The sequence below is a fragment of the Gemella sp. genome, assembly GCF_057272915.1.
On record NZ_DBHIUF010000019.1, the window covers coordinates 5223 to 23867 of the forward strand.

At 33.4% G+C, this 18645-nt stretch carries 9 protein-coding genes; 2 read left to right on the forward strand and 7 right to left on the reverse strand.

Annotation, left to right across the window (positions count from 1 at the left end):
* From ACO6OL_RS07050 to ACO6OL_RS07080, 7 genes are all read right to left on the reverse strand, one after another.
* Nucleotides 1-4149: MiiA motif-containing surface protein (locus tag ACO6OL_RS07050; RefSeq protein WP_485502641.1), on the reverse strand; the 4149-nt coding region annotated here is incomplete at its 3' end.
* A gap of 472 nt (nucleotides 4150-4621) precedes the next feature.
* Nucleotides 4622-4957: a glycine cleavage system H family protein gene (locus tag ACO6OL_RS07055; RefSeq protein WP_060914166.1), complete on the reverse strand. Its 336-nt coding sequence runs from the start codon at nucleotides 4955-4957 to the stop codon at nucleotides 4622-4624.
* A 1398-nt stretch (nucleotides 4958-6355) separates the two neighbouring features.
* Nucleotides 6356-7378, reverse strand: coding sequence for a lipoate--protein ligase (gene lplA / locus ACO6OL_RS07060; RefSeq protein ID WP_485502642.1), 1023 nt, complete (start codon nucleotides 7376-7378; stop codon nucleotides 6356-6358).
* Between the two features lie 341 nt (nucleotides 7379-7719).
* Nucleotides 7720-8892 (reverse strand): NADH-dependent flavin oxidoreductase, encoded by a 1173-nt coding sequence (locus tag ACO6OL_RS07065; protein WP_485502643.1) that lies wholly within the window; start codon nucleotides 8890-8892, stop codon nucleotides 7720-7722.
* Nucleotides 8893-8926: 34 nt separating this feature from the next.
* Nucleotides 8927-9949 carry a lipoate--protein ligase gene (gene lplA, locus ACO6OL_RS07070; RefSeq protein WP_485502644.1) on the reverse strand — a complete coding sequence of 341 codons (1023 nt, stop codon included), beginning with the start codon at nucleotides 9947-9949 and terminating at the stop codon, nucleotides 8927-8929.
* A gap of 172 nt (nucleotides 9950-10121) precedes the next feature.
* Entirely contained in the window at nucleotides 10122-10994 is an 873-nt protein-coding gene (locus ACO6OL_RS07075; RefSeq protein ID WP_485502645.1) for an SIR2 family NAD-dependent protein deacylase, read from the reverse strand.
* The gene (locus ACO6OL_RS07080; protein WP_485502646.1) at nucleotides 10994-11986 is read right to left on the reverse strand and encodes an MsnO8 family LLM class oxidoreductase; all 993 of its coding nucleotides are present in this window, start codon (nucleotides 11984-11986) and stop codon (nucleotides 10994-10996) included. The genes ACO6OL_RS07075 and ACO6OL_RS07080 overlap by 1 nt, the downstream gene beginning before the upstream one ends.
* 1946 nt (nucleotides 11987-13932) lie before the next feature.
* Here ACO6OL_RS07080 and ACO6OL_RS07085 point away from each other — a divergent pair.
* Both ACO6OL_RS07085 and ACO6OL_RS07090 read left to right on the forward strand, forming a co-directional pair.
* Complete coding sequence (locus tag ACO6OL_RS07085) at nucleotides 13933-15111, forward strand: NADH-dependent flavin oxidoreductase (RefSeq protein ID WP_485502647.1); 1179 nt, start codon at nucleotides 13933-13935, stop codon at nucleotides 15109-15111.
* 587 nt (nucleotides 15112-15698) lie between these two features.
* Nucleotides 15699-18645, forward strand: a 2947-nt coding sequence (locus tag ACO6OL_RS07090; RefSeq protein ID WP_485502648.1) for an SIALI-17 repeat-containing surface protein, incomplete at its 3' end; no start/stop codon positions are given.

The window sequence follows — 18645 nt, forward strand, 5'->3', positions numbered from 1 at the left end:
TGCATTCGCTCCTGTTCCATCCACGATTGCTCCGTCATTCTTAACTTGTTTGTCTTTCGGTTGTGGTTGGTCTTTTGGTACTTCTACTGCGTCTGTAATTGCTTTTTTGTCTGCTTCCGCTACTTTTTTATCTTTCGCTGGATCAACGCTTACTGGTACTTCTCCTGATGTGATTTCTTCTTTCACTTTTGGAGTTGCTTTGTCTGCGTCTTTTTCTTTTCTCACTGGTACTTCGATTTCGTCTTTTGATCCATCTGGATATGTAACTTCTACTACAACTACTTTCTTACCTGCATTCGCTCCTGTTCCATCCACGATTGCTCCGTCATTCTTAACTTGTTTGTCTGTCGGTTGTGGTTGGTCTTTCGGTACTTCTACTGCGTCTGTAATTGCCTTTTTGTCTGCTTCTGCTACTTTTTTGTCTTTAGATGGGTCTACACTTACTGGCACTTCTCCTGATGTGATTTCATCTTTCACTTTCGGAGTCGCTTTTGCAGCATCAGTTCCTTCTACTGGTACTTCTACTACATCTTTACTTCCATCAGCATATGTTACTTCTACTTTGACTACTGGCTTACCTGTGTTATTTGCTCCACCGTTTGCACTTTGGTCTGTTCCAGCTACTACTTTTCCATTATCAACTAATGCTTTTGTTGGTTCTTTTTGCCCTGCTGGTACTGTTACTTTTACGGCATCTTTGATTGCTTTTACATCTTCTGGTTTTGTAATAGTGTCATTTTCCTTAGGTGTTTCGCTTAGTTTCGCTGTGTCTGCTGTCGGTGTTGTTGTCGCTGCAGTGTTTCCTTCTACTGGTACTTCTACTGTTTTTTCTACACCACCGCGTGTTACTGTTACTGGTACTACCTTCTTACCAGCTTTTTCTGTAATTTTTCCGTACGCTACTGTATCAGTACCTTTAAGTGCATCTCCGTTCGCTGTTACTTTTTCTTTTACTTTCGCTTGGTCTTCTGCTGTTAAGCTTTCTCCTGCTACTGGTACTTTTGAAATTTTAGCTGGTTTTGTTTCATCTTTTACAGCTAATGTGAACTCTTCCGCTTTCTTAGTTACTTCTACATCGATTGTTTTTGCTACACCATCACGTGTTACTGTTACTGGTACTACTTTCTTACCATTTTTATCTGCAATAGCTCCATATTCCACAACATAAGTATTGTCTAATGCTTTACCATTTGCTGTTACTTTAGCTTTTACAGTTCCTTTATCAGCTTCAGATAATTCCGCTCCTACTTTAGGTTCTACAGAGATTTCTGCTGCTTCTGTCACTGCTAAAGTGAAGTCTTCTGCTTTACCTGATAAAGCTAAACGTGCTTGTTGTAATTTATCAAGAGCATCATCTACTTGTGGTTGAGTAGCATCTGGATTATTATACACTGTTTGAGCATTTACTAAGGCATCATCGTAAGCTTTTTTCTTAGCGGCATCTGTTTCTTTAGCATAAGCTGGTGATTTTTTAACAGCATCATCTTTGTTCAAGTCTAATTCTGCTTTTAAAGCATCTTTCGATACTGGTACAGCAACTTTTTTCCCTGTAAGTTCTTCAATAGCTTTTGCCAACTTATCTATTAATGCAGTTACCTCTGTTGTATCCGCTGCATTTTCTGGTGCAGCTGTTGTTTTATCTGCTACTTTTGAAGCTGCATCTTTCGCTTTATCAAAAGTAGTTTTCTTATCTTGATCTGCTGTATTATATTTATCTGAATTTTTAACTTTTTCAGCTTCTGCTACTAATTTTTGTAGAGAATCCATCTTAGAATCTAAACCTTGTGCAATAGAAACAATACCGTCAATTTCATTCTTATCAGATGCGCTTTCTACTTTTGCTTTCAATTCATCTTTTTGAGCTTTATTTAAATGAGGTAAATTCTCGATTATTTGTTTTGCTTTTTCTCGAGAAGCCTGAGCTTTAGCATCATTTAAGATAGTTTCTAATTGATCTTTTGATTTAGCTTGATCAATTTGTTTCTTATATCCCTCTTTTTCTGCTTCTGATAATCCTGGAATTTGATCAATTTGTTTCTTATATTCTTCTTTTAGTTTTTCAGCTTCTTCTTGTGCTTTTTGAGCTTCATTTTTAGATTTTTGTTTTTCAGCTTCTTCTAAAACTTTCTCTACCTCTGCTACAGTAGTTTTTCCATCAATCTGTGTTTTGTATTCATCAGCTGTTGGATTTTTTAGAGAATCTTTAATTTGATCAATTTTTTCTTTTATAGATTTTTTAGCATTTTCTAAGTTTTTAGCATCTGCTTGTTGACCGATTTTATCAAGTAATTCTTTTGTATAATCAGCCGCTTTAGTTTCAGTCCCATCGCCATTTCCTGGATCTTCAATACCTTGGCTATCTACTTGTTTTCTTAACGCTTCTTTTTCAGCTTCTGTTAAATACTTAGCTGAATTAATTTTATCTTTTACTTGACGTTTTTTAGCTTCAATAGCTTTTTCATTTTCTGAGTTTTTAGCAATTGCTATATTAACAACATTATTTATATCATCTTGAGTTGTTTTCCCAGTTAATTGATTTTTATAGTGTTCTTTTTCTTTTGGTGATAAATACGTTAGATTATCAATGGCTTGTTTACCTTTTTCAATAGCTTCATCAGCGCTGAATACTTTTGCAGGTTTTGCTTTAAAGAAGACATCTTTAGGTAACTTCGTCCCCGTAAATGAATCTCCTCTATAAATGTATCCTTCACCTGTTCTCTTATCAAAATCTATTCTAGTTCCAATAAAGTTACTAGATGTTTTTGAAGTATCACCTACACTTTGAATAACATCATCGTTATCCTCATTCTTAGTTGTTTTCATTCCATTTACTTGGAAGAATTTCTGTCTTGCACTTTCAATATCACTATCAGTAAGACTGTTAATATTATTTACTGCATATGGATTTTTTAAATATTTATACTCTCCTTTACTTCCTTCAGTTGTTTCATTATTGTCAATTTGTGGTTTTTCATAAACAAGTGATGTTCCAGGAATAGTATCTGTAGAACCATCTAGATATGTAATTGTAGCTGTACCATCTGCTGCAATACTGATACTGCTATCTGCAGAAGCACTACCATTATCCCCTTCTTTAACATTCTCTATAAATTTATTATGTGAATGTTCAGGGATAGCATCACTCTTTGTAGCTTGGTTTTTCTCCCAAATTTTATTCTTTAATTCTGTTTTTTCTTCTGAAGTTAAGTTAGCCGTGTCTACTACTCCAATACGTTCTGGCAATGCAGGCTCAAACAATTCCTTATCTTGATATAACACTGGAATTTCAGTTGTTACTACTTTAAAATGACGTAATTGTTGTAATGCACGTCCTACTTTAACCCCTGCACCAAAATCTAATGTTCTTCTACCATTTTTTAGTGTTGGATCCGCTACTTTATATTTAGCAGTAATTGTAATTCTATCATTTCTTGCTAAATCCCAGTCAGAGTAAATACTCTTAGTATTAGTTCGGAAACTCTCAAAGATACCTTGATCAGATGGACTATCAGAAATTTGTGTACCTATTCTGTGATTAAACATTCCTGCCATATCCCCGTGGAATGTTTTTCCCGTCTCTTGAGTTGTATCATTATAACGTTCCCATTTTGTATCGTCTCCAAGACCCATAGAGTCTACTTGTTCTTTAGTTTGGTAACGTGAACCTACTGAGTTTGTAAAAGAAACCCATGGAGAATCTGCACTCCAACTTTTCATTACACGGTCAGTTGTACCTGTTTGTAAACGGATTTCTGAAGGTTCTTGGGCTCCGACTGGTGTAGTAAACCAATAATCCGGACGTGATCCACCATAGTTGGCAACATAATTTGAAGCTCCAAATCCACCATTATATTTATATGTCACTGTTACATAAGGATTTGTCTTGCTGTAACTTGACCAATCCACATCTACTACAATTTCTCGATCAACGTTAATACTATCATGTACAGCAATCGCATATGCATCATAAGGAGATTCCCCTCTATTTGCATATAAAGTTACAAGACCTTTATCATTTCGTGTCGTTACCATCGCAGCTTCTGCCGTATTTGCTAATCCCGAAATCGCAATTTGAGCCCCAATCAAACAAGATGCCGCTCCAAAACTAAATTTTCTTATAGAAAATTTTTCTTTTCTATCTTTCTTCATCTTAATTACTAAACCTCTTTTCTTTTTCTTATTTTTATTTTTAAATAATAACTCAAATAATATTTTTGGTATAATTATAACACATTTTAGTATTCAATAAAAGTCATATCTTGTTTTAACAACAAGGTGTAAGCGTTTTTTTTTTTTTTTTTCGCAGACGTGTTGATTCTCGCCTTTAATAATTAAAGGATTTTATTGTTTTTATCAGTTTTTTTACATGAAAATAAATTTGTAGTTTCATTTTAAAAAATTTATCTGATTTTATCCAGTTTTTACAGAATAATTTATGTGATATTTCCTTTTTTATTTTCTATCTAAAATTTTCACAAACGTTTTATATAATTATCCTATATACATTATAATATTACAGTTTATTCTTCCTTAAAAATAGCTATTTAAATAAATAAAAAGCAACTGACACACTAGGTTCAATTGCTTTTTATCTACTATATAATATAGTTATTTTTAATTATTATTTGTAGTCTGGTAATTTGTTAAATTCTGCTTCATCAACGTTTGTTAATTTAACAATCCATGATTCTTTTGGATCTGCTGAGTTTAACACTGTTGGCTCTTCTTCTGCTTTTTTGTTGTATTCTACAACATCACCAGCTAATGGTGCGTTAACGTCTAATACAGTTTTTGATGCTTCTAAACGTAAGATAACATCATCTTTTGCTAATTTTTCATTTTTTGAAAATTCTACGAATCCTACAGTACCAACATCATCTTGTAATTCTGCTGTTGGTCCAACAATGTAAACTCCTTCGTTCTTTTCAATCCATAAAGCTTTTGCTAATTTTTTCATTTTACAACCTCTTTCTTTCTTTTTTTATAAGCTTTGAGCATCAATGTACTAATTTGACACTGATTTTTTTAATCAAAAAATCATTATACAACATAAATAAAAAAAAAGCAACTAAAATTTTAATTTTACAGAAATAAATTTTTAATTTGTTAATTCCCAAAGTAAATTCCAGTTCAAATAAAAAACTGGAATTTAAGTTGAAACTAATTTCTTAACTGAAACTTAAGTTAGAAGGAGCCTCTATAAATCTCGGTTCATAAAAACTCGAACTTAAGTTGAGAGCTACCATAATGAATATCAATTCATAGTAAAAACTGAAATTTAATCCTAGATTTTTTTAATCGGGATTTAAGTCGGGAGGTTGCTTTACCTTTCATTTTTTCAAAAATGACTTCTACTTTGATTCCTTACCGAAACTGACTTTGGGAATTCCCCTTGATTTAAAATTTCTTTCTGGATTCGAAACACGATTCGTCATTATTTTCTCTAAATATTAACTAACACTAATTTTCTTAAAATTAATTGACAATAAGAACAGATGCATGGTAGAATATAAATAAGTGAATTGGACGATTATATTCACATATAACCACGAAAAGCAACTGAAATTGCGGTTCAGTTGCTTTTTTATATGTATTAACATACCACTTTGTATGAGAATAAATATTCATACATGAGTGAATAACATGTACGTCGTGCCTAAATAAGGCTACTTTTTCTTGTTGTTTTTATCATTTAGGAAATAAAAATATTCTATAAATAGGAGAATAATTCCTACAAATAGTCCAACAAGAATTTGGACGATTATATCGTACATGCAACCACCTCCTTTTGGAGCTAATAGCCTACCCTTATTATATCATTATAAGTCCTATTAGAAAAATTTTTCTTTTTACGATTATAATGAAAGTTATATTTTTAAGATTGTGTTAACAAGAAGAGAAATAAAAGTAAAACCTTTCGAATTAAATGACAACAAGAAAAGGTATGTGATGAAATATAGGAAAGTTAATGCAAAATACTAGTACATTCCAACACGAAAGCCAATTGAACTGGTTCTTCAATTGGCTTTTTATATTACTATTTAATATTCACATACAAAGTGAAGAGTATGCGTCGTGAGCTAAAATGGCTACTTTTTTCTGAGAGTGACTCAAAAATCGTAATTTCTTAAGAAACAAGATTTTGTCAAGCCACTCCCGCACAGTTTATTAGATATCTAAATAAAAAACTTACCCAAAGCGAATTTAGATATCAATAAACCACTACGTCTATAAGTTTCTATATAAACTTTTAAAAAAATCAGGATTTTTTAAGCAATCCTTCCAATAGTGATTTATCAATAGTTTACTTTCCAAAAACATTAAGAAAACTATATTTTCTTCCTTTGAATTCTTCTTAACTCAATATCAAATCAACAAGTTCTCTTACTTCTACTTTTCCAAAATAATGTACTAAATCTATATTTTCTAATACTTCTAGTAAATCTTCTTCTTTTACTCTTACTCCGATTAGTTTTTCCTCGATATCACCGACATTACCTTTTCCGAAAAAGTCTCCATAAATCTTAGCTTTTGTGATTCGTCCCGCTTCTACTTCCAGATTAAACTCGACAGTCCCAATCCCAAGACGAGCATCTCTGTTATAATTATAACGCGGTGATTTTCCGTAATTCCAATCCCAGTTTTGATATTTCTTAGAAAGTAACTCATCGATTTCTCTCCAGTCTTCTTCTGTAAGTTCATAACGTTTTATGTCTTCCATTCTTTCACAATCAAACAGACGACATAGGTATAAGTCTTTGAAATCTACTACAGATAAGTCTCTATATTGCTCATCTAAATATTCTCTAAGACCTGTAACTCTGCTTCTTACCGAGTCAATTCCTTTTGATTCAATTTTTTTACGATTAGGTGTTAGTATATTCACCATCGCATCATAATTGACATCTAAAAGCAGAGTATATCCACCGTAAATCTTTCCATTTACAAGAGTCATCGCAGCTCCACTAACTTTCTTTCCATCGACAACAAGATCATTACGCCCTGTTTGTTCAACCTCACTCACACCTAAATCATGCAGGATATTTATCGCAGGTTCATAGAACTTTTTAAAGTTACCATAAACATTACTATCCCCACTCATAATAAGACAGATATTCACAGCACCTTCATCTAAAAACACCGTACCTCCGCCTGTATCACGTCTAACAAGGGTGATTCCGTGAGCTTTCATGTACTCATGGTTAATCTCTTTTTCTGCATTTTGAAATAGCCCTATCTGTACTTTCGGTTTGCAACAATATGGAAATATAATATCCTCGTCTAAATTCAATTTATTCAATACATGTACTTGCACCGCTAGAGCTACTGCCCCATCATATATATACTCTCCATTTCTTATCGGCTCTATTAAATACATAAACACTCCTCATTTTTTCACATTACAACATAAGCAGCTATCATTATTCAAGTTCAACCTTAGATAACAGTAGCCGCTTTATCTTAATAGTCTTTCATTCTTTAATTACTACGTCCACGACATCATAGCAGTCTTCTTAATAATTTTCTAAAATATTATTCTGATATCAGTCGTTGCAAACAATACTTTAGCAATCTTTCATTTTCAAAATCACTACCTCTTCAACAAAGCAACCTTCTTTGTAATTTCTATCTGATTTCAATCACTGCCTCACCGCACACGACACCTTAGTAGCCTGCTACTTTTACAATTTCTTCTCTCAATAAAGCATAGCCATCTTCTTAATAATTTTCTTCTAATTTTCTAAATTCATCTCTCGTGTGTTGTGGCAGACTCTTACCATAATCCATCATAAGTACGATATCTTTAAACGCGGCTTTGGGTATCGCCAGTCTTTCGATATCCTCCACACCTACATCTAGATTAATATCTTCCTCACGATTTTCTCGAAATTTAGCTACAAAATCCGGCTCAGCAACAAAAACACTAGATAATCCAATCATCTCAGCGTGCATAATAGCTTCACGACTTTTTTCTATACTATTTATTCCTCCAGTCGCCATCAAAGGCACACGTCCCGCTAGGTGTTCATGGACTACTTCATTAATCAAACGACCTTCGTTAGGACCTTCAGCACGAACTTTATTCAGATAAATATTTTGCCCCCAGCTGGCTATCGCAATGTAAGATAATGGCACTCTTTCTAGTATCCAATCTGTGAGTTGGTTAAATTCTTCAACAGTATAACCGATTATAGCACCGCGCGTTTCTTCTGGAGTTGCTCTATAACCAAGAATAAAATCCTCAGGTGCTTCATTTTTTATAACTTCATACACCTCTTCGAAAACTTCGAGTATAAATCGAGCTCTATTTTCTAGTGAATCTACACCGTATTCATCATGGCGTTTATTCGATACAGTTGAGAAAAACGTCTGTAGCATTAGTTTTTGTGCTGTGGATATTTCTATCCCTGCAAAGCCTGCGCGTATCGCTCTTCTCGTAGCATCTTTATATTTTTGTTTAATCACATCGATCATCTCATGAGACAACTCTTCTACCTCATGTTCAAATGGAAGATGCAATTTCAACTTACTAGGTCCATAAACCTTATGATTTACCCCGTAGTAATTAGCACCTGCTCCTGAATAAGTCAGTTGCAAAATAGCCTTCGCTCCAGAAGACTGCATCGCATTTGCCATCTTAGTAAGTCCTGGAATACAGCTATCATCATGTGCACCGAAGCCAAATTCGAACAGCTGTCCATCTACATCGACATAAGCTGCCCCTGTTACCTGTAGTGGCGCTGACTTAGCACGTCTTAATGCGTAATCCAAGTCTTCTTTTGTGATAATCCCATCTTTTGTAGAAGAATTAGTTGTCATCGGCGACAGTATAAATCTATTTTCTAACTGCACACCGTTTGCTAGTTTTATGGGAGTTAATAATTTTTCCATAAACGCACACCTCTTTTACATACAATTGGTAAAACTAGCTTAATATTAAGTCTACTAATTCTTTCGCTTCAACATTTCCGAAGTAGAATGCTAAATCGATACTTCCTAGGGCTTCAAGTAAGTCTTCTTCTTTAACTCTTACTCCGATAAGTTTTTCTTCTACGTCACGTACGTTACCTTTTCCGAAGAAGTCTCCGTAGATTTTCGCTTTTGTAATACGTCCTTCTTCAACTTCTAAGCTGAAATCAACTGTTCCGATTGCAAGGTGAGCGTCACGGTTGTAGTTATAACGTGGTGATTTTCCGTAGTTCCAATCCCAGTTACGGTATTTTTCATCTGCAAGTTTTTCGATTGCAGCCCAGTCTTCATCAGTTAATTCGTATCTCTTCGCATCTTTAATATCTTCAATTCCCATTAATCCACAGATGATTAAGTTTTTAAACTCATCTATTGTTACGTTTTGGTATTCTGGTTTTAATAATTCACGCATACCCATTACACGTGCTCTTACTGATTCAATACCTTTTGATTCAATTTTTTTACGGTTTGGTGTTAAAGCATTAACCATCGCTTCGTAGTTTACATCAAGAAGTAATGAATATCCTCCGTAGATTTTACCACGCACTAATGTCATCGCAGCTCCACTTACTTTTTTACCACGAGCAGTTAAATCGTTACGACCTTTTTGTTCAACTTCTGTAGCTCCTAAACTGTGAAGTACGTCTACTGCTGGTTGGTAGAATTTTTTGTAGTTTCCGTACACATCAGTGTTCCCAGGCATTAAGAAACATACATTAACAGCACCGTTATCAACGTATACAGCACCACCACCTGTATCACGACGTACTAGGATAATATCTTTTTCTTTCATGTAGTCGTGATTTACTTCAGTTTCAGCATTTTGGAATAATCCGATTTCTACTTTTGGTTCACAGTAATATGGGAAGATTACAGTCTCATCGATATCGATGTTGTTAAGCACGTAAACTTGCATCGCCATTACTAGCGCTCCATCTGGTAAATATTTTCCGTTTCTAATTGGTTCTATTAAATACATAATTCTTTCTCCTTTATTTTTAAATTTTTGTTAATGTATTTTATCTAATTTAATTTTTTATTGCAGTCTTAGCATAATTTTATCTGCAACATTATAAAATATCACTGCAGAAAGTGACTCGACAAAATCAACTTTTCCGAAATCACGATTGTTGACTCATCCTCACCACAGGTTATTTTTTCAACAACTCTTCCACATCTAGTGTCAGCTCTTTACTATTTTGGTTAAACCACAATACTCTAGAAGCAATCCTTTCTGGGAATTGATATTTCTTCTGGTTCATAGTAACCATTAACGCATTAGGATTTTTATCAAGTTCTCTATAAAATGGATATTTTATAAATTGCGGTGTCGTAAATCCTACCCCTATTTCTATAAACAATGTTTTCTTATCACGGTTATTTTCTAAAAATTCATTGTACTTATCAAGATGTTCAAAAAAGATCGAATCTTCTACCATACCTTTTTCAGCATTACGCTTATTAACCTCAAGTGGTGCACCACATTCTGGACATAGTGGAATAGATCTATAATCTACTTCCATATTTTCCTGTTCTACAGCCAGTCTTCGCATCAACGCTTCATCTTGGTACGTCTTCGCATGGCAATGTTTACTGCACTGCATAAGCCCATACTTACCTTGAATATGGAAAACTTTATCCATATCATAACCTGCAACATCAAAGGCATTATCGGCATTCGTCGTAATAATATGGTAGTTTTTATCTTGAAGTATGTTTTTCAACGCCTTATAACTCGCACCAACAGGTTGATCAAAATAATTTAACAAGACAAAACGACTTTGAAATGCCCAATATTCCTGTGAACTCGGAAAATCAAACAGACTCGCCTGCAACATATCTAAAAACTTATATTTTTCTACAAAATCCTTAAAATTACTCGTAAATCTCTCTCCAATATAAGTAAAACCATCTGCAGCTGACATTCCTGCACCTATTCCTATGACTATCGCCTCGGCTTCTTCTATTAACTGTGCTAGTTTTTCGGCATTGTTTTCTTCTAACTCTATCGCCTTCCAAGTCATTAATTTTTCTCCTCTTTTTCCGTTAGCTCTTTAGCTAAAATCTCAATAATATTTTTTCTTCTTTCTATTGTTGGTACTAAAGGTATGCACATCAACTCTTCTAATTCGAATTCTGCTGCTAAATTTTTTAGTTTTTCTATTACTACATCCTTCGTACCCCAAACTAAACGGGTTCTATTTTTTTCTATTTTTTCTTTATCTTCTTCGGTAATCTCGTAATCTTTAGCTGTTTGTATGCTAGGAAATCTATCAAACTCTGTAAATTCTTTTTTCCCAAGAAGCCAAACATCTAAACAGCGTACTAAATCTTTTGCTTCCTGTTCATCTTCCCCTATCGCAATAAACACGGCAACAACATCTTGCGGTGTTTTTTGTTGTTCACGCATTTTAGTACGATAAGTATTTAAACATCTTTTGGCAGTTTCTATATAATCTACAGCCTGATTAAAGAATAAACCATAAACATAGTTTTGTCCTAACTCTGCAGCTAGATTCGCACTCTTTTCACTAGTAGATAATAACCACATCGGACTCACCTTCGCTTCTGGCGGCTGAACAAGTATCTCATTTTCTGTAAGAAGCTTCAATAAATCTCTACAACTATCATTGTACTCTTCTCTTGTTATCGGTGTGGTCCCCATCAGCTTCTGAACTACTTTCGTCCCAGGATTATTCCCAATTCCTAGATTCACCCTATCTGGATATAGAGCACTTAGAAGTTTGATCCATTCACTAATTTTATACGGTGAATAATGAGGAATCATTATTCCACCTGAACCTATTTGTATCTTCTCTGTATTTTGAAGAAGATGTAACATCAATAACTCAGGACTACTACTTGCCAAAGCGAGTACCTGATGATGTTCAGCCATCCAAAAACGACTATATCCTAGTTTTTCGGCTAAACGAGCCAGCTCCGTACTTTCCTCTATTGCCTCTATTGCACTCTTTCCTTCATCTACAATGGCATAATCTAAAATACTAAGTTTCATATTATTGTCCTCTTATGTTTTTATGTTTATTTAATACTCAGGCACGACTTAAAAATCGTAATTTCGCAGAAATCTATTTTGTCGAGCCACCCCGCAAAGTTATTAAATATCTAAAAAGCTTTTATAAAAAATCCTTTATAAAACGAATCTAGACATCAATAAACCGCTACGCCTATATGTTCTAATATAAACTATTTTAAAATTTAAAACTTTTGGCTAAGTCCCTTCTTTCATTTTATTTGGATTTACATAATTTCTACTCTCTGTTTTTTACAAAGTTTATAAAAAATTATCTATATCTCAAATTCATTTTTACTTTTTATTCTTTTATTTTATCTATTACATAGAATAAATTAAAAGAAAACCTTTTCTGAAATCACGATTTTATTATAACACATTTTCATTAAAAGTACACATAACTAACCACATTCTATTAAAATTTTATAAAAAAATTATGGTGATTTAATCTATTGCGTTTCTTATAAAGTTTTCGTTGTCTTTGTTAATTAACTATTCCCTGGAGAATAAATTGTCGTTCTCATTGTTTTACTCCTAGGAAGCTATTTTTCTATGTTTTTCAGTGATTCCTTATTTTTTGAACTTTTACAAAATATCATAAAAAATTAAAAATTGAAAACAAAAAAATTTTTTTAAGATCATATAAATAAAAAATATGCTAATATCACTCCTCTTCCGAATTAATTGACAAGAAGAAAAGGCATATGCTAAAATGTAGGTAAGTGAATTGGATGATTATATTCACATACAACCACGAAAAGCAACTGAAGTGTTGGTTCAGTTGCTTTTTTATATGTATTAGCTTACTCGTTTTAGTACTCTAATATATATTCATACGTAAAGTGAACTACGTACGTCGTGCCTAAATAAGACTACTTGTTCTCGTTGTTTTTATCATTTAGGAAATAAAAATATTCTATAAATAAGAGAATAATCCCTACAAATAGTTTAACAAGAATTTGGATGATTATATCATACATACGTCCACCTCCCTTCCGGGCAAGTAGCCTACTTTTATTATAACACTAGAAATCTCATCAGAAAAGATATTCCCATTGTATTTATAATTAAAATTCTATTTTTAAGATTATGTAAATATGTAATAGATGGCATTCATCTTTATATTAACTTTCTCCATTTCCCACTTGAACACAATTAACAATCTATACGAATATTTTTTATATCATCCAGAGTTTATCACTTAGAAACATCACTCAACCATTACAAATACCTGGTACAATAATATTTGCTCCGGTTATTTTATATAAAAAATTTGTTATACACGAATTATAAAAAATAGTTTCTGATCTCTTTTGTTTTTTGAACTTCGTTTTGGGAGTGACTCAAAAATCGTGATTTCAGAGAAATCGATTTTTTAGAGTCACCCCCGCACAGTTTATTAGACATCTAAAAAGCTTTTATAAAGCGAATTTAGATGTCAATAAACCACTGCGTCTTTAAGTTCTCATATACACTTTGTTAAAATTTAGAACTTTTGATTCAGCCCCTTATTTTTATTTTTTCTATGATAACCTCATAAAATTTTTCCACTTTTATCACTATAAGAGAATTAACACAACCAAATTTAATGATACAAAAAACTCAAACAACACCCCTTTTATTCTTTATTTTTTAATTATAAAAACTATTTTTCTTATCACATCTTTTTATTCATCTAATTATCTGATATAATAAATTGTAAGAAAAACTTTTCTGAAATCACAAATTTATTATAAATATTTTTAGTAAAAGTATATACACTTAGCACCATTCCTTTTAAATATTATAAAAAAATTAGGGTGTTTTAATCTATTAGATTTTTTATAAATTTACATAAATCAAATAGAAGCTACTTCATATTTTAATTTTATCTCTTAGGCATTGGTTCTAGTTGTATGTTATTTACATTACTTAAAGGGGTATTTTTTATGAAATCAAAATTATTAACACCTGTTAAATTGGCTAATGGAGTAGAGCTAGAAAACCGTTTTGTTCTTTCTCCTATGACTACGAACTCTTCTACCGCAGAAGGATACATTACAGAAGAGGATCTGCTTTACGCCGAAAGACGAAAAAACACAGCACCATTACAAATTACCGGGGCCGCTTATGTTAATCTTGAAGGGCAACTTTTTGAATACGGCTTTAGTGTTCATGATGATGCGTGTATTCCTGGACTTAAAAAGATGGCACAAGCTATGAAGTCTGGTGGAGCAAAAGCTATCCTTCAGTTAACACACGCAGGACGTTTCGCTAATCACTATGTCTCTACTAATAAACGTGCTGTTGGTCCAAGTTATATGGAACTTAACTCACCTGTAGAACATATCGTTCATCCTCTTTCTATAGAAGATATACAAAAAATAAGAGAAGATTACAAACGCGCTGCAAGCCGTGCTATCGCGGCTGGTTTCGATGGGTTAGAAATTTCTAGTGCACAACGTCTTCTTCTACAGACATTCTTCTCTACCTTCTCTAATGAACGTCATGATGAATATGGAGTGGATACATTAGAAAATCGTTCACGCTTCATCCTTGAAGTTTTTGAAGATGTATATGAAGTAATCAAAAAAGAAGCACCGAAAGACTTTATCTTCGGTTATCGTGCAACACCTGAAGAAACACGTGGAGAAGAAGTTGGTTACACAGTTGAAGAATTTAATCAACTTACAGATTGGTTATTAGAAAGAGTCCCTCTATCATATATGGCAATTGCCAGCTGGGGGCAAAATATTTATCTAAATACAGTACGTGCGGAAGGTCCACATCACGGTCGCCTTATTAACGAAGTTGTCTACGAACACTTAAATGGAAGAATTCCATTAATCGCATCAGGTGGTATCAATACTGTCGAGAAATGTGAAGCAGCTATACTGCATGCAGATATGATCGGATTATCTTCGCCATTTGTCGCAGAACCAGACTTTGTAGAAAAACTAAAATCAAATCATATAGAAGATATAAATCTAGATGTTGGTGTTGAAGACATAGAACGTCTAGCTATTCCGAAAGCTGCATTTAAAGACATCGTCCTTATGATGGACTACGGTAAGAGTTTACCTCAGCACACTAGAGATGAATTCAGAAAACTAGAAGATAATTATTAATAATATATATTTTTAGAAGAATTTCAAAATTTCAGATTCGAACATCTTGTTTTTTGGAATTCTTCTTTTATTTGATACAGATAAAAAAATCTATATTGCACATATATCCTTTTAAAAATTTAATACATTTTATATTGTTTTCTATATAAAATACACCTTAAAATCAAACTTCTTTTAGTTATAAAAATTAATATTTCAAGCTTTACATAATTTTTGTAACATAAATTTAATATTTAATTTTTTTAAACAACTATATCCACTTATTAAGAATTATATTTATATTTTTATCAGAAAAAATAATTTATTTATATCGCTGTATTACTACGCTTACATCCTAACTTTCATTTTTTGTTTGTTCGTTTTTTTTATATAACAATATTTAATTTATAATTCTAGAATTTCTAGTTTACTATATAATTATAAAGTTACATAACTTACCGAAGTCCTTGTTTTATAGTTTTTCTTCTAGTATAATAGGAATTATGAATACACTAATTGTCTCTGAGCGTTCTGTTTATTAAATTAAATCGAACATTTTAGAAACATAGTCATTATTATAATTTAAATAAAAAAGGGGATTTGTTTTTATGATAACAAAAAGAAAATATTCATTACGTAAATTTAAGGTAGGAGTAGCATCTGTACTTGTTGGTATCGGTGTTGCGACTACTGGAGCAGCTGTAGCTCACGCTGGAAATGAAACAACAGGACAACCAGCAGCTACACAACCTGCACCTGGAAATACTAACGCATCTGGAACAGCTGAAACTCCTAAATCGGAAGTTACAAGTCCAGAAATTAAACAAGCTGAAGCCGAAGCTAAAAAAGCTGAAGAAAAAGTTACTGAAGCTCAAGCAAAAGTAGATACAGCTACTACTGCAGCTAACGAAGCAAATACTAAACTTGAAACTGAGAAAAAAGAAGCTGCTGACGCTAAAGCTGCAAAAACTAAAGCTGAAAACGCTAAAAAAGCTGTTGACGCTGATTTAGAAGCTGCTAAAACTAAAGCTAAAGAAGCTGACGCTAAAGCTAAAGAAGAAGCTAAAAAAGAAGAAGACGCTAAAAAAGAAGAAGCTGATTCTAAAGATGCTCTAAAAGAAGCTTTATCTAATCTAGAAAAAGAAATCGATTCTAATTCTAAAATTACAAATAAAGAAGAAGCTAAAAAAGTACTAGGTAAAGAAGATGTACTAGCTGCTGTAGAATCTGGTGATTTAAAAGCTGGCGATGTTCTTAAAGAATTAGCAGATGATAACGAAAAAGCTGAAGCTAATAAAGAAACTGAGAAAAAATTAAGAAATAAAGACCAAGTTGATAGTGCTACACCCGCTACAACTCCAGCTGAACCTAAAACTAAAGATCAACTTCCAGAAGACGTTAAATCTGGAATTGAAAAAGCTGAAAAAGCTGATGCTGCTCGTCCTGCATCAGAAAAACTTCAAGACAAAGCTGATGACTTAGCTGAAAAAATCGAAGAATTAACTGCAGTTGCTGAGGCTGATAAAGCCAACGCTGATAAAAAAGCTGAAGCTCTTAAAAAACAAGAAGACACTTTAAGAGAAACTAATGAAGCATTAGCATTCGCTAGAAAAAATGGTTCATCTGCTGAAATCGTTGCATCATTAGATAAAGCTGTAAAAGCTATCGAAAAAGAACGCGATGCTGCTCAAAATGCTTTCGACGAAGCAAATTCTCCATTAGCTGGTTACAAAGCTGAAATCGATACACTTACTGATGAGTACAACAAAGCTCTTGACGAAGTAAAAGCTGCTAAAGAAGAAGAAGCTAAAAATCCACCTAAAAAAGAAGAACCAACGCCTGAAGCTCCAAAAGAAAAAACAGAAGCTGAAAAAGCTGCTGAAGCAAAAGCTGACGCTGACGCTAAAGTTGCTGAGTTAGAGAAAAAAGTTGCTGAAGAAGCTAAAAAAGTAGAAGAAGCTACAGCTAAAGCTTCAAAAGAAGCTGACGATGTAACAGTTGCTCAAACTAAAAAAGATGAAGCTGATAAAGCTAAAGCTGACGCTGACGCTGAATTAGCTAAAGCAAAAGTAGAAGCTGATAAAGCAAACGCTAAAGTTCAAGAACTTAAAAAAGAAGAAAAAGATAACTTAGAAGCCCTTAAAGCTGCTTTAGATCAACTTGAAAAAGACGCTGAAGCTGCAATTAACAAAAATGCTAAAATCACTGACAAAGCTAAAGCTATCGAAGAAGCTAAAGCTGCAATCGGTAAAAATGATTTACTAAAAGCTATCGAAGCTGGGGTTATTTCAGCTACACAAGCTGCTAAAGAATTAGAAGATCAAAACGCTAAAGCAGAAGCTACTAAAGATCAAGATCCTCAAGCAGACGAAATCGGTGCTACAAAACAAGAAGGAAAAGCTCTTGCTGAACTTCCAGCTGCTGATAAGGAAAAATTAGATGCTGCTTACAACAAAGAAGCTAATAAACCAATCGTTAAAAAACTTACTGACATAGCTGATGATTTAGCTGAAAAAATCGAAAAATTAACTAAAGTAGCTGATAAAGATAAAGCTGATGCTGCTGAAAAAGCTAAAGTAGTAGAAGAAAAAACTGCAGCATTAAATAAACAAAAAGAAACATTAGAAAAAGCTAACTCAGCCCTTGAAACAGCTAAGAAAAATGATGCTGATCAAGCTATCAAAGATAGTTTACAAAATGCTGTAACTAAATTAGAAGCTGCTGTTGCTACTGATAAAGCTGCGGCTGATGAAGCTCAAGCTAAATTCGACGAAGTTAACGAAGTAGTAAAAGCATACAAAGATGCAATCGATGAACTTACTAACGATTACAACGCAACTTTAGAATATATCAAAGGCTTAAAAGAAGTTCCTAAAGTTGAAGAACCTAAAGACTTCGAAGGTGGAGTAAATCCTGGTGATGCTCCTGTTGCTGAAAATCCTGAATTCACTGGTGGGGTTAACCCTGCTGACGCTCCTGTTGCTGAAAATCCTGAGTTCAATGGCGGAGTAAACGGAGTTGAACCTGCTGTTAATGAAGTTCCTGAATTCACTGGCGGAGTAAATGATGGTGATGCTCCTTCTGTACCAAACAAACCTGAAGGTAAAGCTCCAAAATCTGAAGCAGATAAAAAAATAGAGGCTTTAAAAGAAGAAATTAAAGATTTAGAAGCAGAGCTTGCTAAAGACAAAGACAATGAGGATATTAGCGATAAATTAAATGCACTGCGTTCTGCGGTAGCAAGAGCTGAAAAAGACCTTAAAGAAAATCCGGATGCATTAGTATATGCAGTTTTACTTCCAAAAGTAGATGCTCTGCCAACTGCATCACAAGCGTTAGAAGCAGAAATTAAAAAACTTAAAGAAGAAAAAGAAAAAACAACTGATGACAGCAAAAAAGCTGAATTAGAGAAAAAAATTGCAGAACAAGAAGCTCTTTTAGAAGAAGTTAAAAAAGCTGAAAGTACTCCAGCTCCAGGTAAACCTGCTGAAGAAACTCCGGCTCCAGGTAAACCTGCTGAAGAAACTCCGGCTCCAGGTAAACCTGCTGAAGAAA